14 protein-coding genes and 5 tRNA genes are annotated in these 14,784 nt (G+C 61.1%); 11 read left to right on the top strand and 8 right to left on the bottom strand.

What is annotated here, in order from left to right; translation table 11 throughout:
• Positions 1 to 3 precede the first annotated feature (3 nt).
• Positions 4 to 1,143 carry a cytochrome P450 gene (locus COCCU_RS11400; protein ID WP_231598759.1) on the top strand — a complete coding sequence of 380 codons (1,140 nt, stop codon included), beginning with the start codon at positions 4 to 6 and terminating at the stop codon, positions 1,141 to 1,143.
• A 32-nt stretch (positions 1,144 to 1,175) separates the two neighbouring features.
• Here COCCU_RS11400 and phoU read toward each other — a convergent pair whose 3' ends face one another.
• Complete coding sequence (gene phoU / locus COCCU_RS11395; protein WP_156231603.1) at positions 1,176 to 1,907, bottom strand: phosphate signaling complex protein PhoU; 732 nt, start codon at positions 1,905 to 1,907, stop codon at positions 1,176 to 1,178.
• Positions 1,908 to 2,068: 161 nt separating this feature from the next.
• The gene (gene dusB, locus COCCU_RS11390; RefSeq protein WP_156231602.1) at positions 2,069 to 3,214 is read right to left on the bottom strand and encodes a tRNA dihydrouridine synthase DusB; all 1,146 of its coding nucleotides are present in this window, start codon (positions 3,212 to 3,214) and stop codon (positions 2,069 to 2,071) included.
• A gap of 276 nt (positions 3,215 to 3,490) precedes the next feature.
• On the opposite strand from dusB, the gene COCCU_RS11385 reads away from it, so the two are divergent.
• A complete protein-coding gene (locus COCCU_RS11385; RefSeq protein WP_156231601.1) occupies positions 3,491 to 4,999 on the top strand; it encodes an acetyl-CoA hydrolase/transferase family protein in 1,509 nt (502 codons plus the stop codon).
• A 274-nt stretch (positions 5,000 to 5,273) separates the two neighbouring features.
• A tRNA-Lys gene (locus tag COCCU_RS11380) sits at positions 5,274 to 5,346 on the top strand.
• Between the two features lie 105 nt (positions 5,347 to 5,451).
• Here COCCU_RS11380 and COCCU_RS11375 read toward each other — a convergent pair.
• Positions 5,452 to 6,486, bottom strand: coding sequence for an IS630 family transposase (locus tag COCCU_RS11375; RefSeq protein WP_156231600.1), 1,035 nt, complete (start codon positions 6,484 to 6,486; stop codon positions 5,452 to 5,454).
• Positions 6,487 to 6,821: 335 nt separating this feature from the next.
• Between COCCU_RS11375 and panD the strand changes: the two genes are divergently transcribed.
• Both panD and COCCU_RS11365 read left to right on the top strand, forming a co-directional pair.
• Positions 6,822 to 7,241 carry an aspartate 1-decarboxylase gene (gene panD / locus COCCU_RS11370; protein WP_156232827.1) on the top strand — a complete coding sequence of 140 codons (420 nt, stop codon included), beginning with the start codon at positions 6,822 to 6,824 and terminating at the stop codon, positions 7,239 to 7,241.
• Positions 7,242 to 7,254: 13 nt separating this feature from the next.
• Positions 7,255 to 8,055: an ABC transporter ATP-binding protein gene (locus tag COCCU_RS11365; RefSeq protein WP_156231599.1), complete on the top strand. Its 801-nt coding sequence runs from the start codon at positions 7,255 to 7,257 to the stop codon at positions 8,053 to 8,055.
• A 168-nt stretch (positions 8,056 to 8,223) separates the two neighbouring features.
• Here the strand turns inward: COCCU_RS11365 and COCCU_RS11360 are convergent, their stop codons facing one another.
• Together COCCU_RS11360 and COCCU_RS14855 are read right to left on the bottom strand one after the other, a co-directional pair.
• A complete protein-coding gene (locus COCCU_RS11360; RefSeq protein WP_156231598.1) occupies positions 8,224 to 8,469 on the bottom strand; it encodes an antitoxin in 246 nt (81 codons plus the stop codon).
• A 146-nt stretch (positions 8,470 to 8,615) separates the two neighbouring features.
• Complete coding sequence (locus tag COCCU_RS14855) at positions 8,616 to 9,011, bottom strand: metal-sensitive transcriptional regulator (RefSeq protein ID WP_156231597.1); 396 nt, start codon at positions 9,009 to 9,011, stop codon at positions 8,616 to 8,618.
• A gap of 386 nt (positions 9,012 to 9,397) precedes the next feature.
• On the opposite strand from COCCU_RS14855, the gene COCCU_RS11350 reads away from it, so the two are divergent.
• Both COCCU_RS11350 and COCCU_RS11345 read left to right on the top strand, forming a co-directional pair.
• Positions 9,398 to 9,470: transfer RNA gene (locus COCCU_RS11350), tRNA-Glu, on the top strand.
• A gap of 36 nt (positions 9,471 to 9,506) precedes the next feature.
• A tRNA-Asp gene (locus COCCU_RS11345) sits at positions 9,507 to 9,580 on the top strand.
• Between the two features lie 105 nt (positions 9,581 to 9,685).
• On the opposite strand, the gene COCCU_RS11340 is transcribed toward COCCU_RS11345, so the two are convergent.
• Complete coding sequence (locus COCCU_RS11340; RefSeq protein ID WP_156231596.1) at positions 9,686 to 10,534, bottom strand: hypothetical protein; 849 nt, start codon at positions 10,532 to 10,534, stop codon at positions 9,686 to 9,688.
• Positions 10,535 to 10,873: 339 nt separating this feature from the next.
• On the opposite strand from COCCU_RS11340, the gene COCCU_RS11335 reads away from it, so the two are divergent.
• The 3 genes from COCCU_RS11335 (at position 10,874) to COCCU_RS11325 (ending at position 11,555) form a co-directional block, all read left to right on the top strand.
• Positions 10,874 to 10,947 (top strand) — tRNA-Asp (locus tag COCCU_RS11335).
• A 27-nt stretch (positions 10,948 to 10,974) separates the two neighbouring features.
• Positions 10,975 to 11,047, top strand: a tRNA-Phe gene (locus COCCU_RS11330).
• A 220-nt stretch (positions 11,048 to 11,267) separates the two neighbouring features.
• Positions 11,268 to 11,555 (top strand): GNAT family N-acetyltransferase, encoded by a 288-nt coding sequence (locus COCCU_RS11325; protein WP_156231595.1) that lies wholly within the window; start codon positions 11,268 to 11,270, stop codon positions 11,553 to 11,555.
• A 97-nt stretch (positions 11,556 to 11,652) separates the two neighbouring features.
• On the opposite strand, the gene epsC is transcribed toward COCCU_RS11325, so the two are convergent.
• Entirely contained in the window at positions 11,653 to 12,222 is a 570-nt protein-coding gene (gene epsC, locus COCCU_RS11320; RefSeq protein ID WP_156231594.1) for a serine O-acetyltransferase EpsC, read from the bottom strand.
• A 203-nt stretch (positions 12,223 to 12,425) separates the two neighbouring features.
• Positions 12,426 to 13,361, bottom strand: coding sequence for a cysteine synthase A (gene cysK / locus COCCU_RS11315; protein ID WP_156231593.1), 936 nt, complete (start codon positions 13,359 to 13,361; stop codon positions 12,426 to 12,428).
• A 573-nt stretch (positions 13,362 to 13,934) separates the two neighbouring features.
• On the opposite strand from cysK, the gene ramA reads away from it, so the two are divergent.
• Complete coding sequence (gene ramA, locus COCCU_RS11310) at positions 13,935 to 14,762, top strand: acetate metabolism transcriptional regulator RamA (RefSeq protein ID WP_407924141.1); 828 nt, start codon at positions 13,935 to 13,937, stop codon at positions 14,760 to 14,762.
• The last annotated feature ends 22 nt before the right edge of the window (positions 14,763 to 14,784 follow it).

The raw sequence follows: 14,784 nt of genomic DNA, 5'->3' as shown, positions 1-14,784 counted from the left end.
ACCGTGAAATTTGATCCCACTGGCCGTACCCCCGTCGATTTCGCCGATGAGCTCCATGAGATGGGCTGCCCCATCATCCACGGCCCTGATGGTGAGGTCATTGTCGTGGGCCATGAAGAGGCGATGGCCATCGCCAATGACCCGGAGCACTTCAGCTCCGCGGTGTCCGCCCATCTGCAGCTCCCCAATGGGTTGGATGGTGCGGAGCACACCTCCTTCCGCAGCCTGATCGACACCTACCTCGCACCCTCGGAGGTGGAGCGCTACGCGGAGTCCTTCAGAGAGGTCGCCCAGAAGGTTGTGGCCCAGGCGCTGAAGAACGGCTCCGCGGATGCGGTAGGGCAGCTGGGGGCCCGCTACGCGGTGCGGGCGATGATGGTGTGGCTCGGTTGGCCGGAACACCTGGAACAGCGCCTCCTGGACTGGGTGATGTCGAATATAGCGGCTTCCCGCTCCGGGGACCGCGAGAAGATCGCCCAGGTCGCGGCGGATTTTGACCAGATCATCTCCGAGGTTGTGGAACCACGACTCAAGGCCCCGGAGAGCTTCAATGACGTGACCACCCAGCTGGTGATGGATGAGCAGCTCGGGCGTCGCCTGGAGTTCCCCGAGATCGTCTCCATTCTGCGTAATTGGACCGGTGGCGACCTGACCTCCATGGCACTGTGCATCGGCGTGATCTGCCACGGGCTGGCACATGATGCCTCCCTGCAGGGCTGGCTGCGCTCAACACCGGAAGCAGCCGAGTATGAGGCGGTCATGGATGAGCTGCTGCGGCTGGACAACCCCTTCGTCTCCAACCGGCGGGTGACCACCTGCCCGGTGAGCATCGATGAGGTTGATCTTCCTGAGGGGCAGCGGATCTACCTGCACTGGACCGGAGCTAACCGGGATCCCCGGGTGTTCAACGGTTCCTTCGATCCCCACAGCCACGCCGAGGACAACCTGGTGTGGGGCAGCGGTCCGCATGTCTGCCCGGGCCGTTCACTGTCGATGCTGGAGCTGCGGATCTTCTTCACCGAGCTTCTCGACGCCGCGATCATCCTCCGCGTCCGTGGGGAGGAGCAAGCGGGAGAGCGGGGTGTTCACCCCACCGGTGGGTGGCGGCAGCTGCCGGTACGGCTGCTGGCACGGCAGCACTGAGTCGTCCCTCACCGCGGGGGGGTCAGCTGAGGCTATCTCCGGTGGAACTGCTTCTCCAGCGCGGCGAAACGGGCCTCGAAGTTGGCCTGGGCCTCATCCTTCTCCCGCTTGGCCAGGTACTCCTCGGGTATGAACCCGGTGGCCAGGTAGACGATGTGGCCAGCGACATTCACACAGTGGTCGGCATAACGTTCATAGAAGCGGCTGGCCATGGCGGTGTCGATGGCCTCCCGGGTGGAGTACTTCCATTCCCGTTGGGTCAGCATCGTCAGCAGATGGTCATTGAGATCATCAACGGCATCATCCTCATCGGTCAACATCACCGCGATATCCGGGTCGGGTTCCACCAGCAGAGCACGGGTTTTGTTGGACATGTCCCGGCAGAGACGGCCGTATTCCTCGAAATAACCGAGCAACGACCGGGGGATCGCCTGCTCGGGGTGTCGGCGGCGTGCGGAGCTGGCGATATGCATCGCCAGGGCTCCCATCCGGTGGAAGTCCTCGACAATGTAGATGGAGGAGATGACCTGGCGCAGGTCCCGGGCGACCGGGCCTTCCAGCGCCAGCAGCTCAACAGCCCTCTCATCGCAGCGGGTACGGATCTCCTTGAGCTCATCCGTCAGGGAGAGCGCACTTTCCGCGGACTCCAGGGAAGCTTGCAGTAAAGCCTCCGTGGCATAGGACATCATGTCCTGCACCAGATCGCACATAATGATCAGGTCATGGGCGAAGGAATCGAGGTGCTCACGATAAGCGGTACGCATGCTCACCACTATAGGAGCTGAGGTCCGGCCTCGCTGAGCGGAAAATTCACCGGTACTCAGCAATGGGCCAGATTCTCCAGAGGAATGTTCTGAAAATGAGTGGCACCTGGGCGCGCTCCGAAGGAGCCCCGGAAGGCGCGGGCGTCGATAAGCGCGGGGGGTTAACCGCCGGAGTTCATGATGTCCGCACCGACCGGGACTGCCTCATCCTCCGGGTCATCCAGCCAGCCATCGGGCAGTGCCACCTTGGAGGGGGAACCCTGCCGGCCGCGCGCCCCATCGGAGTCATCGGCCAGGGCCTCGGAATCCGCCCAGGGGGCCATCGCCTCACGCAACTCGGCCAGAGAGCTGACCTTGGAGAGGTTGGCGCGCAGTTCCCCGCCCACCGGGAAGCCACGGAGGTACCAGCCCATGTGCTTGCGCAGGTCCCGGCAGGCGCGCTCCTCACCATCATGGGCCGACAGCAGCTCCGCATGGCGGTAGATGATGCTGGTGACCTCACCCAGGGTGGGTTCAGCCGGGAGGGGCTGACCTCGCAGGGCGGCGGAGAGTTCCGCGAAGAGCCAGGGTCGGCCCAAGCAGCCACGGCCGACCTGGACACCATCGCAACCGGTTTCCGCCATCATGCGGATGGCATCCTCGGCGGCGAAGATATCGCCATTGCCCAGCACCGGGATCCCGGTGTCGGAGAGGTGCTCCTTCAGTCGCGCGATCTCACCCCAGTGGGCATCACCGGAATAACGCTCTGCGGCGGTGCGGGCGTGCAGGGTCACTGCGGCGGCACCTTCCTCCACGGCGATCCGGCCGGCATCGAGGTGGGTGTGGTGTTCATCGTCGATGCCGATGCGGAATTTCACGGTTACCGGAATATCGGTGCCCTCGGTGGCACGCACCGCGGCGGCGACAATATTGGCGTAGAGACGACGCTTATAGGGGAGGGCGGAACCACCACCGCGGCGGGTCACCTTCGGGACCGGGCAGCCGAAGTTCATGTCGATGTGATCGGCCATGTTCTCCTCGATGATCATCTTCGCCGCCTCATAGGTGTACTTGGGATCCGTGGTGTACAGCTGCAGGCTGCGGGGATCCTCCTCCGGCGCGAAGGTGGTCATGTGCAGCGTCTTCTCATTGCGCTCGACCAGGGCCCGGGCCGTGATCATCTCGCAGACGTAGAGCCCGGAGACGGTGCCGGTCCGCTGGATTTCCTGCTCACGACACAGCGTGCGGAAGGCGACGTTGGTCACCCCGGCCATCGGGGCGAGGATGACGGGGGAATTGAGGGAGAGGGAACCGATCTGGAGAGTCACACCCCCCATTGTCCTACCTATATACCCTCCGGCCCAAACCAATTCCGGGATTCAAGGTGTGTGCTTCATCAGATTTCAGCGGATTGTGCCCCCTGGCACATCTTAGAAATGAATCCGCTAATGTTGAGAAGGGAACTTTCTCATGGCTCCACCGGGATAGGGGCTCTCTGCTTAGTGCGGTGAGGATCATCTTCCGGCAGGACTGTGGAACCACAAATTTCGGATCGTCCCACCGTGGCTGAACCGCGGTGAGAGGTTCTTTAACAGGAGGAATAAATGTCCGAGAGGATCGCAAGCGCCGAGCTGCGCGCCAAGCTCATGTCCGCTGATGAGGCGGCACAGTTTGTCAACAACGGTGACCTGGTGGGCATGTCCGGCTTCACCGGTGCCGCTTACCCCAAGGCTCTGCCGACCGCCATCGCAAACAAGGCCAAGGAAGCTCACGCCAAGGGCGATGCGTTCACGATTGACATGCTGACCGGCGCTTCCACCGCTCCGGACTGTGATGGTGTCCTGGCTGAGGCAGAAGCGGTCAACTACCGCATGCCCTACCAGTCCGACCCGATCATGCGTAAGGCCATTAACGCTGGCAGCATGAAGTACCAGGACATTCACCTCTCCCACTCCGGCCTGCAGGTCGAGCAGGGTTTCTTCGGCGAGATGGACGTAGCCATCGTCGAGGTCACCCGCATCACCGAAGAGGGACACCTGATCCCCTCCTCCGGTGTCGGTAACAACCTGGAGTACCTCGCTGCCGCCAAGAAGATCATCATCGAGGTCAACGAGTGGCAGGCCCTGGAGCTGGAAGGCATGGCCGATATCTGGTCCGTGCCGCACCTGCCGAACCGTACCCCGATCCCGATCAACAATGTCGGCGACCGCATCGGTAACCCCTACATCCAGATCGACACCAACAAGGTCGTCGCCGTCGTGGAGACCAACGCTCCGGACCGTAACGCCCCCTTCAAGCCCTTCGATGATGTTTCCGCGAAGATCGCCGGCAACTTCCTCGACTTCCTGGAGGGTGAGGTTGCCGCTGGCCGCCTGACCTACGACGGCTACATCATGCAGTCCGGTGTCGGTAACGTCCCGAATGCTGTGATGGCCGGCCTGCTGGACTCCAAGTTCGAGAACATCCAGGCCTACACCGAGGTCGTCCAGGACGGCATGCTCGACCTGATCGACGCCGGGAAGATGACCGTTGCCTCCGCCACCTCCTTCGCACTCTCCCCGGAGTACGCGGACAAGATGAACCGCGAGGCCGCCACCTACCGCAAGTCCCTGGTGCTGCGTCCTCTGCAGATCTCCAACTCCCCGGAGGTCATCCGCCGCATGGGCCTGATCGCCTCCAACGGCATGATCGAAGCCGATATCTACGGCAACATCAACTCCACCCACGTCAACGGCACCCGCGTGATGAACGGCATCGGTGGCTCCGGCGACTTCACCCGTAACGCCTTCATCTCCTCCTTCATCTCCCCATCCGTGGCCAAGGATGGCGCCATCTCCGCAGTCGTGCCCTTCGCCTCCCACATCGACCACACCGAGCACGACGCCATGGTCGTCATCACCGAGTACGGCTTCGCCGACCTGCGTGGCCTGGCTCCGCGTGACCGTGTGGCCAAGATGGTCTCCGTGGCACACCCGGACTACCGTGCGCTGCTTGAGGAGTACTACGACCGTGCTCTGAAGTCCACGACCTCTTTCCAGCAGACCCCGCACGACCTGAAGACCGCCTTCAACTTCCACCTGAACATGATCGAGAAGGGCTCCATGAAGGGCTAAACCCCCTCTATGAGCTGAGCTCGAGCCGTTTCTGAATGGTTCAGCGATCTTTATGCTTTATGCGAAACCCGCCGTCCCTTATTGGGGAGCGGCGGGTTTTCGCTGCTTCTAATGCTGGCGGATTCTAGGGGTCGGGGCCCCGGTGCCGCGGTCTGAGTTTCGGTTTTGCTGGGGGTTTGGGCATAGGGGCGCGCCGAAACCGCCCCTGGTTTCATGCTCAGGGACACTAAGTACTAAGATTGGTTCACGTTACGCGGTACAGCGTGCGTGACGTGGGCCTATAGCTCAGTTGGTAGAGCTACGGACTTTTAATCCGCAGGTCCCGGGTTCGAGCCCCGGTGGGCCCACAAAATACCCCGTTCATCCTTCCCATGGGTGAGCGGGGTGCAGCTTTTACTGGGCCGGGGGAGCAGAGTTATAGCTCTCTCAAATCAAAAGCTTCACCCACCAGGTCAGATCCGGTAGGAAAAAGTTGATGACGCAATAAACGTCTCAAACCCAACCACGGTGTCCTCAAAGTGCAATCGCTGGCGGTTGCTGATCGCTGCTTTCGCCTCGTTCCACACCTTCTCAATCGGATTATGATCCGGTGCATAGGGTGGCAACCACACCAGGTGCACGTTGGCCAATACATTGCCTTCACCCAGGTGCTCGCGGAGCTTCTTTGACCTGTGCCACCTCGCGTTATCCCACACCACGGTGATCTTCTTGCCCGGATGCCTGTCCACCAAGGTGGTCAGTGCCCGGGTGATGGTCTCGGTGTTCTGCCACGTCAACCGCAGTAAATCCATCTCGCCGGTGGTCTGTGACAGGAACCCGATGTAGGACTGTGCCTGACGGATGCGATCCACACTTAACGTTGTGGGATGACCCTTGTATATCCAGGCTTTACGTACTTCTGCTTCATGCTCAACACGGACTTCATCAGCAGCAAAAACCACCTGGCCTGGATCTTTAAGTGCATCTGCGATCTCGTCACGGATCTGGGCCATCCGGGCATCAATGTCTGCGTCACTGCCGCGGCGTTTATCAAAGACCTGTGGGTATTTAAAGCTCAGGCCCGCATGCCGAAGCAGCAGGTGGTAGGTGGTATCAGAGTCGTAGACGACATCAAACTGGCTGGCTATCCAGTCTTTTACCTGTGGCACGGTCCAGAACTGGGCTGGGATGCCCCTAGCGGACGGCGGCTGGGATAGGGCCGTGGCTATCTCTGCGCGTTGTGCCGGGGTGAGTTTTGAGGCGTTGGTATTGGCTGCGTGGCCGGTGAAAAGGCTGGCGATCCGTAGTCGGTTGAACTCCAGAATCCAGGTGGTAATGGTGGAGGGTTGCCGCTCGACGAACCGGGCGATGATGTCCGGGGTCACGCCGTCATCAAGAAGCAGGAGTGCTTCGGCTTTGTGTTGGACGAGGCTGAATCGGGAGCGTTTATAGGTTTTGAGGATGGTGATTTCCTCACCCGTGAGGGCGGTGGTCAAGGTTGCGGCCATGGTTAGAAAGTCAACAACCCTGGTGAAGCGGATCAGCGCTCAAACACGCTTATCAGGAAGCTTTTGTTTTGAGAGAGCTATAGCAGAACTCGGGGGATGCAATGTAGAAGGCGCATCCAGGGGGTCATCTCAACGTGGAAGGTACATCCGTGGGCCTGGAGGGTGGAAAACGGGTGAATCAGCCCTCAAATGCGCCTTCCCCGTTGCGCGGCCCCCAGCCGGCCCCCACCTACCCAGGGCCGAACAGGGGCATCGATAAGCGTTTGGGGGAGAAACCGTCCAGGGGTATACAATCCACCCCAACCAGCTCGAGGGATGGAGAGATAATGGGATCAATGACCCGCACCATGTTCAAGTCCAAGATTCACCGTGCCACTGTGACTCACGCCGACCTGCATTATGTAGGTTCGGTGACCGTCGACCAGGATCTGCTTGATGCCGCAGACATCCTGCCTGGGGAACTGGTGGCCATCGTGGACGTGACCAACGGGGCGCGCCTGGAGACCTACACCATCGCCGGGGAACGAGGCTCCGGGGTGCTCGGCATCAACGGTGCGGCCGCCCATCTCATTGATATCGGGGACACCGTCATCCTGATCACCTACGCTCAGATGAGTACTGAGGAGGCCCGCAAGTTCCAGCCCTCGATCGTCCACGTCGACTCCGACAACCGGATCATCGAACTGGGCACTGACCCCTCGGCAGCGGTCGGGGAGGGACTGGAGCGTCCCCCTCACGCCCTCGCCCCCAACTAATCCTGGAGCACCGATGAGCACCGTGATCAACCTGGACAATGTCACCTTCCGACGTAACGGAAAGGACATCATCCATGGAGCCTCACTGTGCATCGGCCGTGGGGAACACTGGGCGATGCTCGGACCCAACGGGGCCGGCAAGTCCACCATCCTCGGTTTCTGCGCGGCAGAGAGCTTTCCGACGAGCGGGACCGTCGAGGTGCTCGGTAACCGGCTCGGCAGGGTGGACATGGCCGCCCTGCGTCGCAATATCGGCCACGTCAACCCCCGTCACCGGCTGCATTCCCCGCTGACTGTCACCCAGGTGGTGCTCACCGGCATCACCGGAACCATCGACCTGCCCATGTACTGGGAACCCGCCCCTCAACAGCTTGAGCGTGCTGCTGCGGAAGTGGAGCTGCTGGGGCTGGGCTCCATCTCCGATGAAATCTGGCCCACCCTCTCCCAGGGGGAAAGAGGTCGCGCACTCATTGCCCGGGCACTGATCGCAGAGCCGGAACTCCTGCTGCTTGATGAGCCCTCCACCGGGTTGGATGTGGCCGCCCGGGAACAGCTGCTGGGGACTCTGGACGACCTGAACCATGCCCGCCCCGGGCTCACCTCGATTCTGGTGACCCATCATCTGGAGGAATTACCAGAATCCACAACCCATGCAGTGTTGATCTCCGATGGGCTGATCCCGGCGGCGGGCCCGGTGCATGAGGTGCTCAACACCGAGAACATCAGCCGGGCTTTCCACCACCCCATCCAGGTGGAGCACCGTGAGGGGCGCTGGAGTGCCCGGGCGGTGCGGGAACGCTCCTATCTGCACTGAGGGATGGGGGATCCCCTGGGGGTCGTTGTGCGGGGGGATGTGCCGGGAACCTGGCTACCGGTTTCTTCTGCAGGGGTTGATGCAGGGCTGAAAAGGGGATCCCTGGAATGCCTGATGCCCGGCACCATCATGATGATGATGCCGGGCATCAGGGGGGGCGGGGCGGGTTTAACGTCCCGTTTCCGGATATTCCTCCGGATTATCGCCACGCTGGGCCTGGTTGGGCTGCTGTGTCTGATTGGGCTGCGGGTTGCCCTCTCCGACCCGCTCATCGACCTGATCGCGAACTCGTTTGATCTGGTCTGCCTTATCTGCACCGAGCTTGCGCCTGGCCAGGTCCTCAACCTTATCCAGAGCGTTGTCAGTCAGCTGCTCGTTCTTGAGGGCTTCCTTGGCCTTGTCGAAGATACCCATCTCGCACCACTTCCTGAGTTTTTGATCCTGGTTGACTTCATCGAGGTGTTCCCCGTCTGGGAAACCGACGGATAATTCCCAACTTACCGAGACTCAGCGAGCTGGCGGCCTGATTTCCGGGATCAACGGAAACCGACAGGAAAATATCAGGACTTAACCAGGCGGCGGATAGCCTTTGCCGCCTCAGCCAGCTTCTCCTCGGCTACGGTGCCGCCCTCTTCCGCAGCGTGGGTGACACAGTGGCTGAGGTGATCCTCCAGGAGGGCCAGCGCCACATTCTCCAGCGCCGAGTTCACCGCACTGATCTGGGTGAGGATGTCGATGCAGTACTGGTCTTCATCGATCATGCGGTGGATGCCGCGGGTCTGGCCCTCGATGCGTCGCAGTCTGGCCAGGTACTTTTTCTTGTCCTGGACATAGCCGTGGGTGTGGCAGTCATCTCCGGTTTCCGGGGGGGTTGGGGTGTCCTGGAGATGCCGGGGAGGGGTCTCGGAGGCGACATCGGAAGAATCGGACTTATTCGGGGTGTGCTGGGTACTCATGAAATTTCCTTCCCTGGACCGGTTTGTGACCGGGATGGCAGCTGGTGCCGAGACGGCGGTTGGGGACTGGCGTTGTCGGTGGGTGGCCGAAAAATCGGCAGCGGATGATGGAACATAGGTGCTGGTAATTATACCCTAGGGAGGTATTTTGGAGTAGGGGAGTGTGGGTGGTGGGACAGTGAGTCAGGGCGAGGGTGGCTGAAGTTGGGGACGGGGAGAGGGGCTCCACGGAGAGCATGTCCGGCACCCTGTCGTCCCAGGGTTGCGGCTGGATGTGGGGTGGGAGAAAAACCCATGTTCAGGGGGCGATTTTGTGCTTCTGCTGACTCTGAAGTATATTTCTATCCAGCCGAGTGCAGCCAACCCAGTTGGTTCGTTCTAAGCGAGCTCCCATCGTCTAGGGGCCTAGGACACCGCCCTTTCACGGCGGCGACACGGGTTCGAATCCCGTTGGGAGTACGAAGATCCACTTTGGTGGGTTCTCGAAATGAATAAGGCCCTGTGGCGCAGTTGGTTAGCGCGCCGCCCTGTCACGGCGGAGGTCGCGGGTTCAAGTCCCGTCAGGGTCGCAGTTAAACGCAGTCCCCACAATCCACTTCGGATTGTGGGGACTGCGTGTTTTGTCATGGCCAGGCCCATTCTGTGGGGCGCCAGGATCCTGAGGCGCATATCCCTCAGGAGGTGCGGGACAAACGGTCCACGATGACCGCCGGCTCCGTGCCCTCGGTGAGCATGTGCTGGTCTGCGGGATGAGGGCCGGGATCGACATCCTGTGTGCAGCCATCCAGGCGATCCCGAGGATAGCGGTGGAGCTCATGTTGATCGCCCGGGCCGACGAGCATGATCCCCATTTCATCCGGCGAGAACTGGGGGTACTCGCTGGGACACACTATCTCCCAGGTGTCCCAATTTCCTTCATAGTGGGAGGAGAGATCGGTGGCAGCGGACCCCTGCCCGCTGATACTGCGCAGGACCGGATCGGGGCGGGACTCCCACCAGTTGGACACGCCCACCCAGATCCCCACCCCCAGCGCGATGAGCGCCAGCAGGGGCCAGAACCGGCGCAGCCACCTCCCGAACACCAGGAAGCGGCGTCCGGGGCCCGGGCGGGTCACCGGTGAGCGACGCACCAGTCCCCACACCAGCGAGACAACCCCTGAGAAGATCGCCGCGTACCCCAGGAACACCAGGAGGTAGCCGGGGTGGAAGATGATCGGCTGGCCCCGATCCGCCCAGAACCACCACTGTGCCAGCTGGTGGAAGCCGACTCCGGCGGCGATCAGTAGAACCTGGACCCACCACTTTCCGGCGTCGAAGAGCGCCGAGAAGGCCAGGGCAGCAACTCCGATGAAGACACCGCCCATCATGAGCGTGAAGATGGGGAAAACGGCCCAGATGGGCAGATTCGCATCCATCCAGTCAAAGAAATCCATCTCAACTAAGGAGAAGAAGAGGAACCATCCCCCTAGACCCACCAGGATCAAGAGGAGGTCCGGAATGAGGTGGTGCCGGTCGGGTCGCATATCGTTGAGGTTAGTGCGCTACCTGCAGTGGGGGATGCTATTTAATTTTCTGCCTGTGACTCAGGGTTTCCTTTGGCGGTTAATTCTGGGGTGGCGAGACGGGGTTGACCGCCATCCATGTGGAGGCTGAGAGCCTTTTATGGGGGCGCTGTCCCAGGGTCGGGTCCGGGGCGGAGGGGCCCCGCATCCCGAGTTGGTGACAGCACCTTCGGACGGGTCGCTCAGGGCGCCTCTCGTTAAGGTTGGATTATGGCGTTGAACTGGCGATTTGTCCTTAATTGAATGATCTATGTATAGTTACATCTCGTTGCGAGGGACAAGCTCCTGAGCAATGGTTAAGGCCCTGTGGCGCAGTTGGTTAGCGCGCCGCCCTGTCACGGCGGAGGTCGCGGGTTCAAGTCCCGTCAGGGTCGCTGAGATTATCCTCAGTGATGATTTCCGGCCAGATAGCTCAGTTGGTAGAGCGTCCGCCTGAAAAGTGGAAGGTCGCCAGTTCGATCCTGGCTCTGGCCACAGTCAACACCCTCTCCTCCGGGAGAGGGTGTTTTCTCTTTTCTGGCCTGTGCGGATGTTGGGGTGGATTGCCACCGTCGACACCGGCAATGTCCTCTTAACAGCCCGGGGATCGCCCAGGAAAAGGTGGGTTGTTCAGCTGCTTGCCCTACCGGAGGGGCGGGGGAGGATGCATACTGGATGGACAGTGATCTGAAGACCTTATTCAAGGAGCAGAAACATGTCCGAGCAAAACCGCACCATCCGTCACGAAGCCGAGCAGAACCGCTATGTCCTCGAGGTTGATGGGCAGGAGGCGGGCTTCGCCTCCTACGTCCCCAGCGAGGGGGTCCGGGACTTCGACCACACTGTTGTTGATCCGGCCTTCCGTGGCCAGGGGCTGTCCTCCCCGCTGATCAAGTTCGCCCTTGATGACACCCGTGAGCAGAACCTGAAGATCCGTCCCAGCTGCTCCGCCGTCGAGCACTTCCTCAACAAGAACGAGGACTACCGCGACCTGGCGGTCTAGCGCTTATCCCCGGGGGCGTCATCCCGGGGAAATGACAACACCCGGCAGCCAGGTGATTTCTGGCTACCGGGTGTTGTGCTCTGAGGGGAGGGCTGAATTAAATGACGTAATAGTCCGGGTCGACCAGTTTGATCTTCTCGTCCTTGCCACGGGGGCGGTTCTTCGCCGGGATGCCGGTGGCGATGTGGTTCGCGGGTACATCCTTGGTCACCACGGCGTTGGCGCCGATGGCGGAACCTGCACCGATGGTGATGGGGCCGAGCACCTTGGCGCCGGCGCCGACGGTGACATTGTCCTCCAGGGTGGGATGGCGCTTCGTCTGGGTCAGCACCTGACCACCGAGTGTCACACCGTGGTAAAGCATGACACCCTCACCGATCTCAGCGGTTTCGCCGATGACGATCCCCATGCCGTGGTCGATGAAGAAACGACGGCCGATGGTGGCACCAGGATGAATCTCAATGCCGGTGAGGAACCGGGTCAGCTGGGCGAGGATGCGCGCTGGGCCCTTCGCACCTCGTACCCAGAGCCAGTGGGCGACGCGATGCGCCCAGATGGCGTGGAGGCCGGAGTAGACGATGGCGTTTTCCACGTCACCGCGTGCTGCCGGGTCATGGTCACGGGCATTCGCCAGATCTTCGCGGATGGTTTTCAACACGCTGTACATGGAAAGGAAGTTTAGCAGTGCCTTAACTTTCCTGTGTGACCCTGGGAACATTTAGATTCAAAGCCCCGCTTATCGACGGCCCCCGCTGCCGGGGAGGGTGGGGAGGGCGCCGAGGACCAGGGATGCAGAAACGCCCGCCGTGCCAGCATGGGCTGACACGACGGGCGTTCATTTATCCCCGATGTGGGGGAGTTAACCGCAGACTAGTCGCGGATATCCTCGTAGAGGATGGTGGAGACGTAGCGCTCACCGTAGTCGCAGACGACAGTGACGATGGTCTTGCCCTCGTTCTCCGGGAGCTTGGCCAGTTCCAGGGCTGCCTTGACGTTGGCGCCGGTGGAGATGCCGCCCAGGATGCCGTCCTTGACGCCCAGCTCGCGGGAAGTGGCGATGGCGTCCTCGTTGGAGACCAGCAGGACGTCGTCGAGGATCTTGCGGTCCAGGACCTCCGGGATGAAGTTGGCGCCCAGGCCCTGGATCTTGTGCGGGCCAGCCTTGCCGGAAGTCAGCAGCGGGGAAGCTTCGGGCTCAACGGCGTAGATCTTCACGTCCGGCTTGCGCTCCTTGAGGACCTGGCCGACACCGGTGACGGTGCCGCCGGTGCCTACACCTGCGACAAAGAGGTCAATCTTGCCCTCGGTGTCCTCCCAGATCTCCTCAGCGGTGGTGGCGCGGTGGATGGCCGGGTTGGCCTCGTTCTCGAACTGGCGGGCCAGGATGGCCCCCTCACGCTCAGCGACGATCTCATCAGCCTTGTCCTTGGCGCCCTGCATGCCGGCGGCACCCGGGGTCAGGACGATCTCGGCACCATAGGCGCGCAGCATGACGCGACGCTCATTGGACATGGTTTCCGGCATGGTCAGCACGACGTTGTAACCGCGGGCAGCGCCGACGAGGGCCAGGGCGATACCGGTGTTACCGGAGGTGGCCTCGACGAGGGTGCCACCAGGCTTCAGCTCGCCGGACTCCTCAGCGGCGTTGATGATGGCCAGGCCGATGCGGTCCTTGACACTGTTGGCGGGGTTGAAGGATTCGATCTTAACCAGGACCTCTGCCTTGAGGCCCTCGGTGATCCCGTTCAGTCGAACCAGCGGGGTGCGGCCGATGGTTTCGGTGATGTTGCCGTAGATCTTGCCCATCTTGGTGATGCTCCTTTTATATCGGGTGTTGAGAATTCAACGGATTTTTCCTGGGGGACCACTGTTGCGCCCCGGGTCGAGGTGTCCCGGCCTACGGATCGCTCCTGTGATCTCACCCAACAAGGAGTCATAGTACACCACCAAACTAGACAGCATGGTATGAAACTGGCAGACTGACCGGGATAGGGGTGGGGTCTCTGGCCCGGTGTTGGTTTCCGGATGGGTTTTTGTGGAATCCGGGGTTGGCGGCCTAGATCCCAATTTGTGGAAACGTTTGCAGTCTGAACGGGGTGTCCGGCGGTTCCTGTAACCCTCATAACATTTCAACCTGCTAAAAAGCTGGGAGGGACTTGGGCGCTGGCTATCATTTGTGCCGGTGGGGGGCCTCAATTCCACATTTTGTGTATCTATTAATTAATTAGTTGGCCGACAACATGCCCGGTACCGGTTTCGCTTACCCCCGTTGAAGCTATATACTTCACACTTATTAGTGATTTCAGCTCCCAAAGGGGTGTAGCAGTGGTTACACCTAGAAGGGTGTAAAGCAGGATGGTAACGGTGGATTCTCAGCGCATGAATGAAGATGAAGAGGCTATCCGGGTGGCATTGACCTCCCTGAAGACCGCCACGGGTATTCCGGTGACCATGTACGCCAGCCTGTTGGCAGACAATCGTCTCCAGATCACTCAGTGGGTGGGTCTTCGTACCCCGGCTCTTCATAACCTGATCCTTGAACCGGGTGTGGGTGTCGGTGGGCGTGTGGTCTCAACCCGCCGTCCGGTGGGTGTCAGTGACTACACGCGTGCCAGCGTGATCAGTCACGAGTATGACCGAGCGATTCAGGATGAGGGACTTCACTCCATCGTCGCGGTGCCGGTGATCGTCCAGCGTGAGATTCGCGGCGTGCTCTATGTCGGTGTCCACTCTCCGGTGCGGCTCGGTGACAAGGTCATTGAGGAAGTCACCATGACAGCCCGCTCCCTTGAACAGGATCTGGCGGTGAACTCCGCGCTGCGTCGTACCGAAGGTGGCCGCGCCGGCGCGAATAAGCAGGGGCGTGTCATGAACGGCGCCGAGTGGGAGCAGGTTCGCTCCACCCACTCCAAGCTCCGCATGCTCGCTAACCGGGTTGACGATGAGTCCCTGCGTAAGGAACTTGAGGTTCTCTGTGACCAGATGGTCAGCCCGGTCCGGGTCAAGCAGTCAACCAAGCTCTCTGCCCGCGAACTCGATGTGCTCTCCTGTGTGGCCCTGGGGCACACCAATGTCGAGGCCGCCGAGGAAATGGGCATCGGTGCGGAGACCGTGAAGAGCTACCTGCGCTCGGTGATGCGCAAGCTTGGAGCACATACCCGCTATGAGGCGGTTAATGCAGCCCGGCGTATTGGCGCACTGCCCTGATCCTGGCTGATCAAAACCTGAA

It is taken from the genome of Corynebacterium occultum, assembly GCF_009734425.1.
Classification (GTDB): domain Bacteria; phylum Actinomycetota; class Actinomycetes; order Mycobacteriales; family Mycobacteriaceae; genus Corynebacterium; species Corynebacterium occultum.
This window is presented reverse-complemented; position numbering and strand designations above follow the sequence as displayed.

Excerpts from the sequence above, each read along its gene's own strand:
- phoU (WP_156231603.1), bottom strand. The coding sequence starts at position 1,907 with ATGCGTACCGCTTATCGTGAGCACCTCGATTCCTTCGCCCATGACCTG.
- COCCU_RS11385 (WP_156231601.1), top strand. The coding sequence starts at position 3,491 with ATGTCCGAGAGGATCGCAAGCGCCGAGCTGCGCGCCAAGCTCATGTCC.
- COCCU_RS11375 (WP_156231600.1), bottom strand. The coding sequence starts at position 6,486 with ATGGCCGCAACCTTGACCACCGCCCTCACGGGTGAGGAAATCACCATC.
- panD (WP_156232827.1), top strand. The coding sequence starts at position 6,822 with ATGACCCGCACCATGTTCAAGTCCAAGATTCACCGTGCCACTGTGACT.
- COCCU_RS11365 (WP_156231599.1), top strand. The coding sequence starts at position 7,255 with ATGAGCACCGTGATCAACCTGGACAATGTCACCTTCCGACGTAACGGA.
- COCCU_RS11360 (WP_156231598.1), bottom strand. The coding sequence starts at position 8,469 with ATGGGTATCTTCGACAAGGCCAAGGAAGCCCTCAAGAACGAGCAGCTG.
- COCCU_RS14855 (WP_156231597.1), bottom strand. The coding sequence starts at position 9,011 with ATGAGTACCCAGCACACCCCGAATAAGTCCGATTCTTCCGATGTCGCC.
- COCCU_RS11340 (WP_156231596.1), bottom strand. The coding sequence starts at position 10,534 with ATGCGACCCGACCGGCACCACCTCATTCCGGACCTCCTCTTGATCCTG.
- COCCU_RS11325 (WP_156231595.1), top strand. The coding sequence starts at position 11,268 with ATGTCCGAGCAAAACCGCACCATCCGTCACGAAGCCGAGCAGAACCGC.
- epsC (WP_156231594.1), bottom strand. The coding sequence starts at position 12,222 with ATGTACAGCGTGTTGAAAACCATCCGCGAAGATCTGGCGAATGCCCGT.
- cysK (WP_156231593.1), bottom strand. The coding sequence starts at position 13,361 with ATGGGCAAGATCTACGGCAACATCACCGAAACCATCGGCCGCACCCCG.
- ramA (WP_407924141.1), top strand. The coding sequence starts at position 13,935 with ATGAATGAAGATGAAGAGGCTATCCGGGTGGCATTGACCTCCCTGAAG.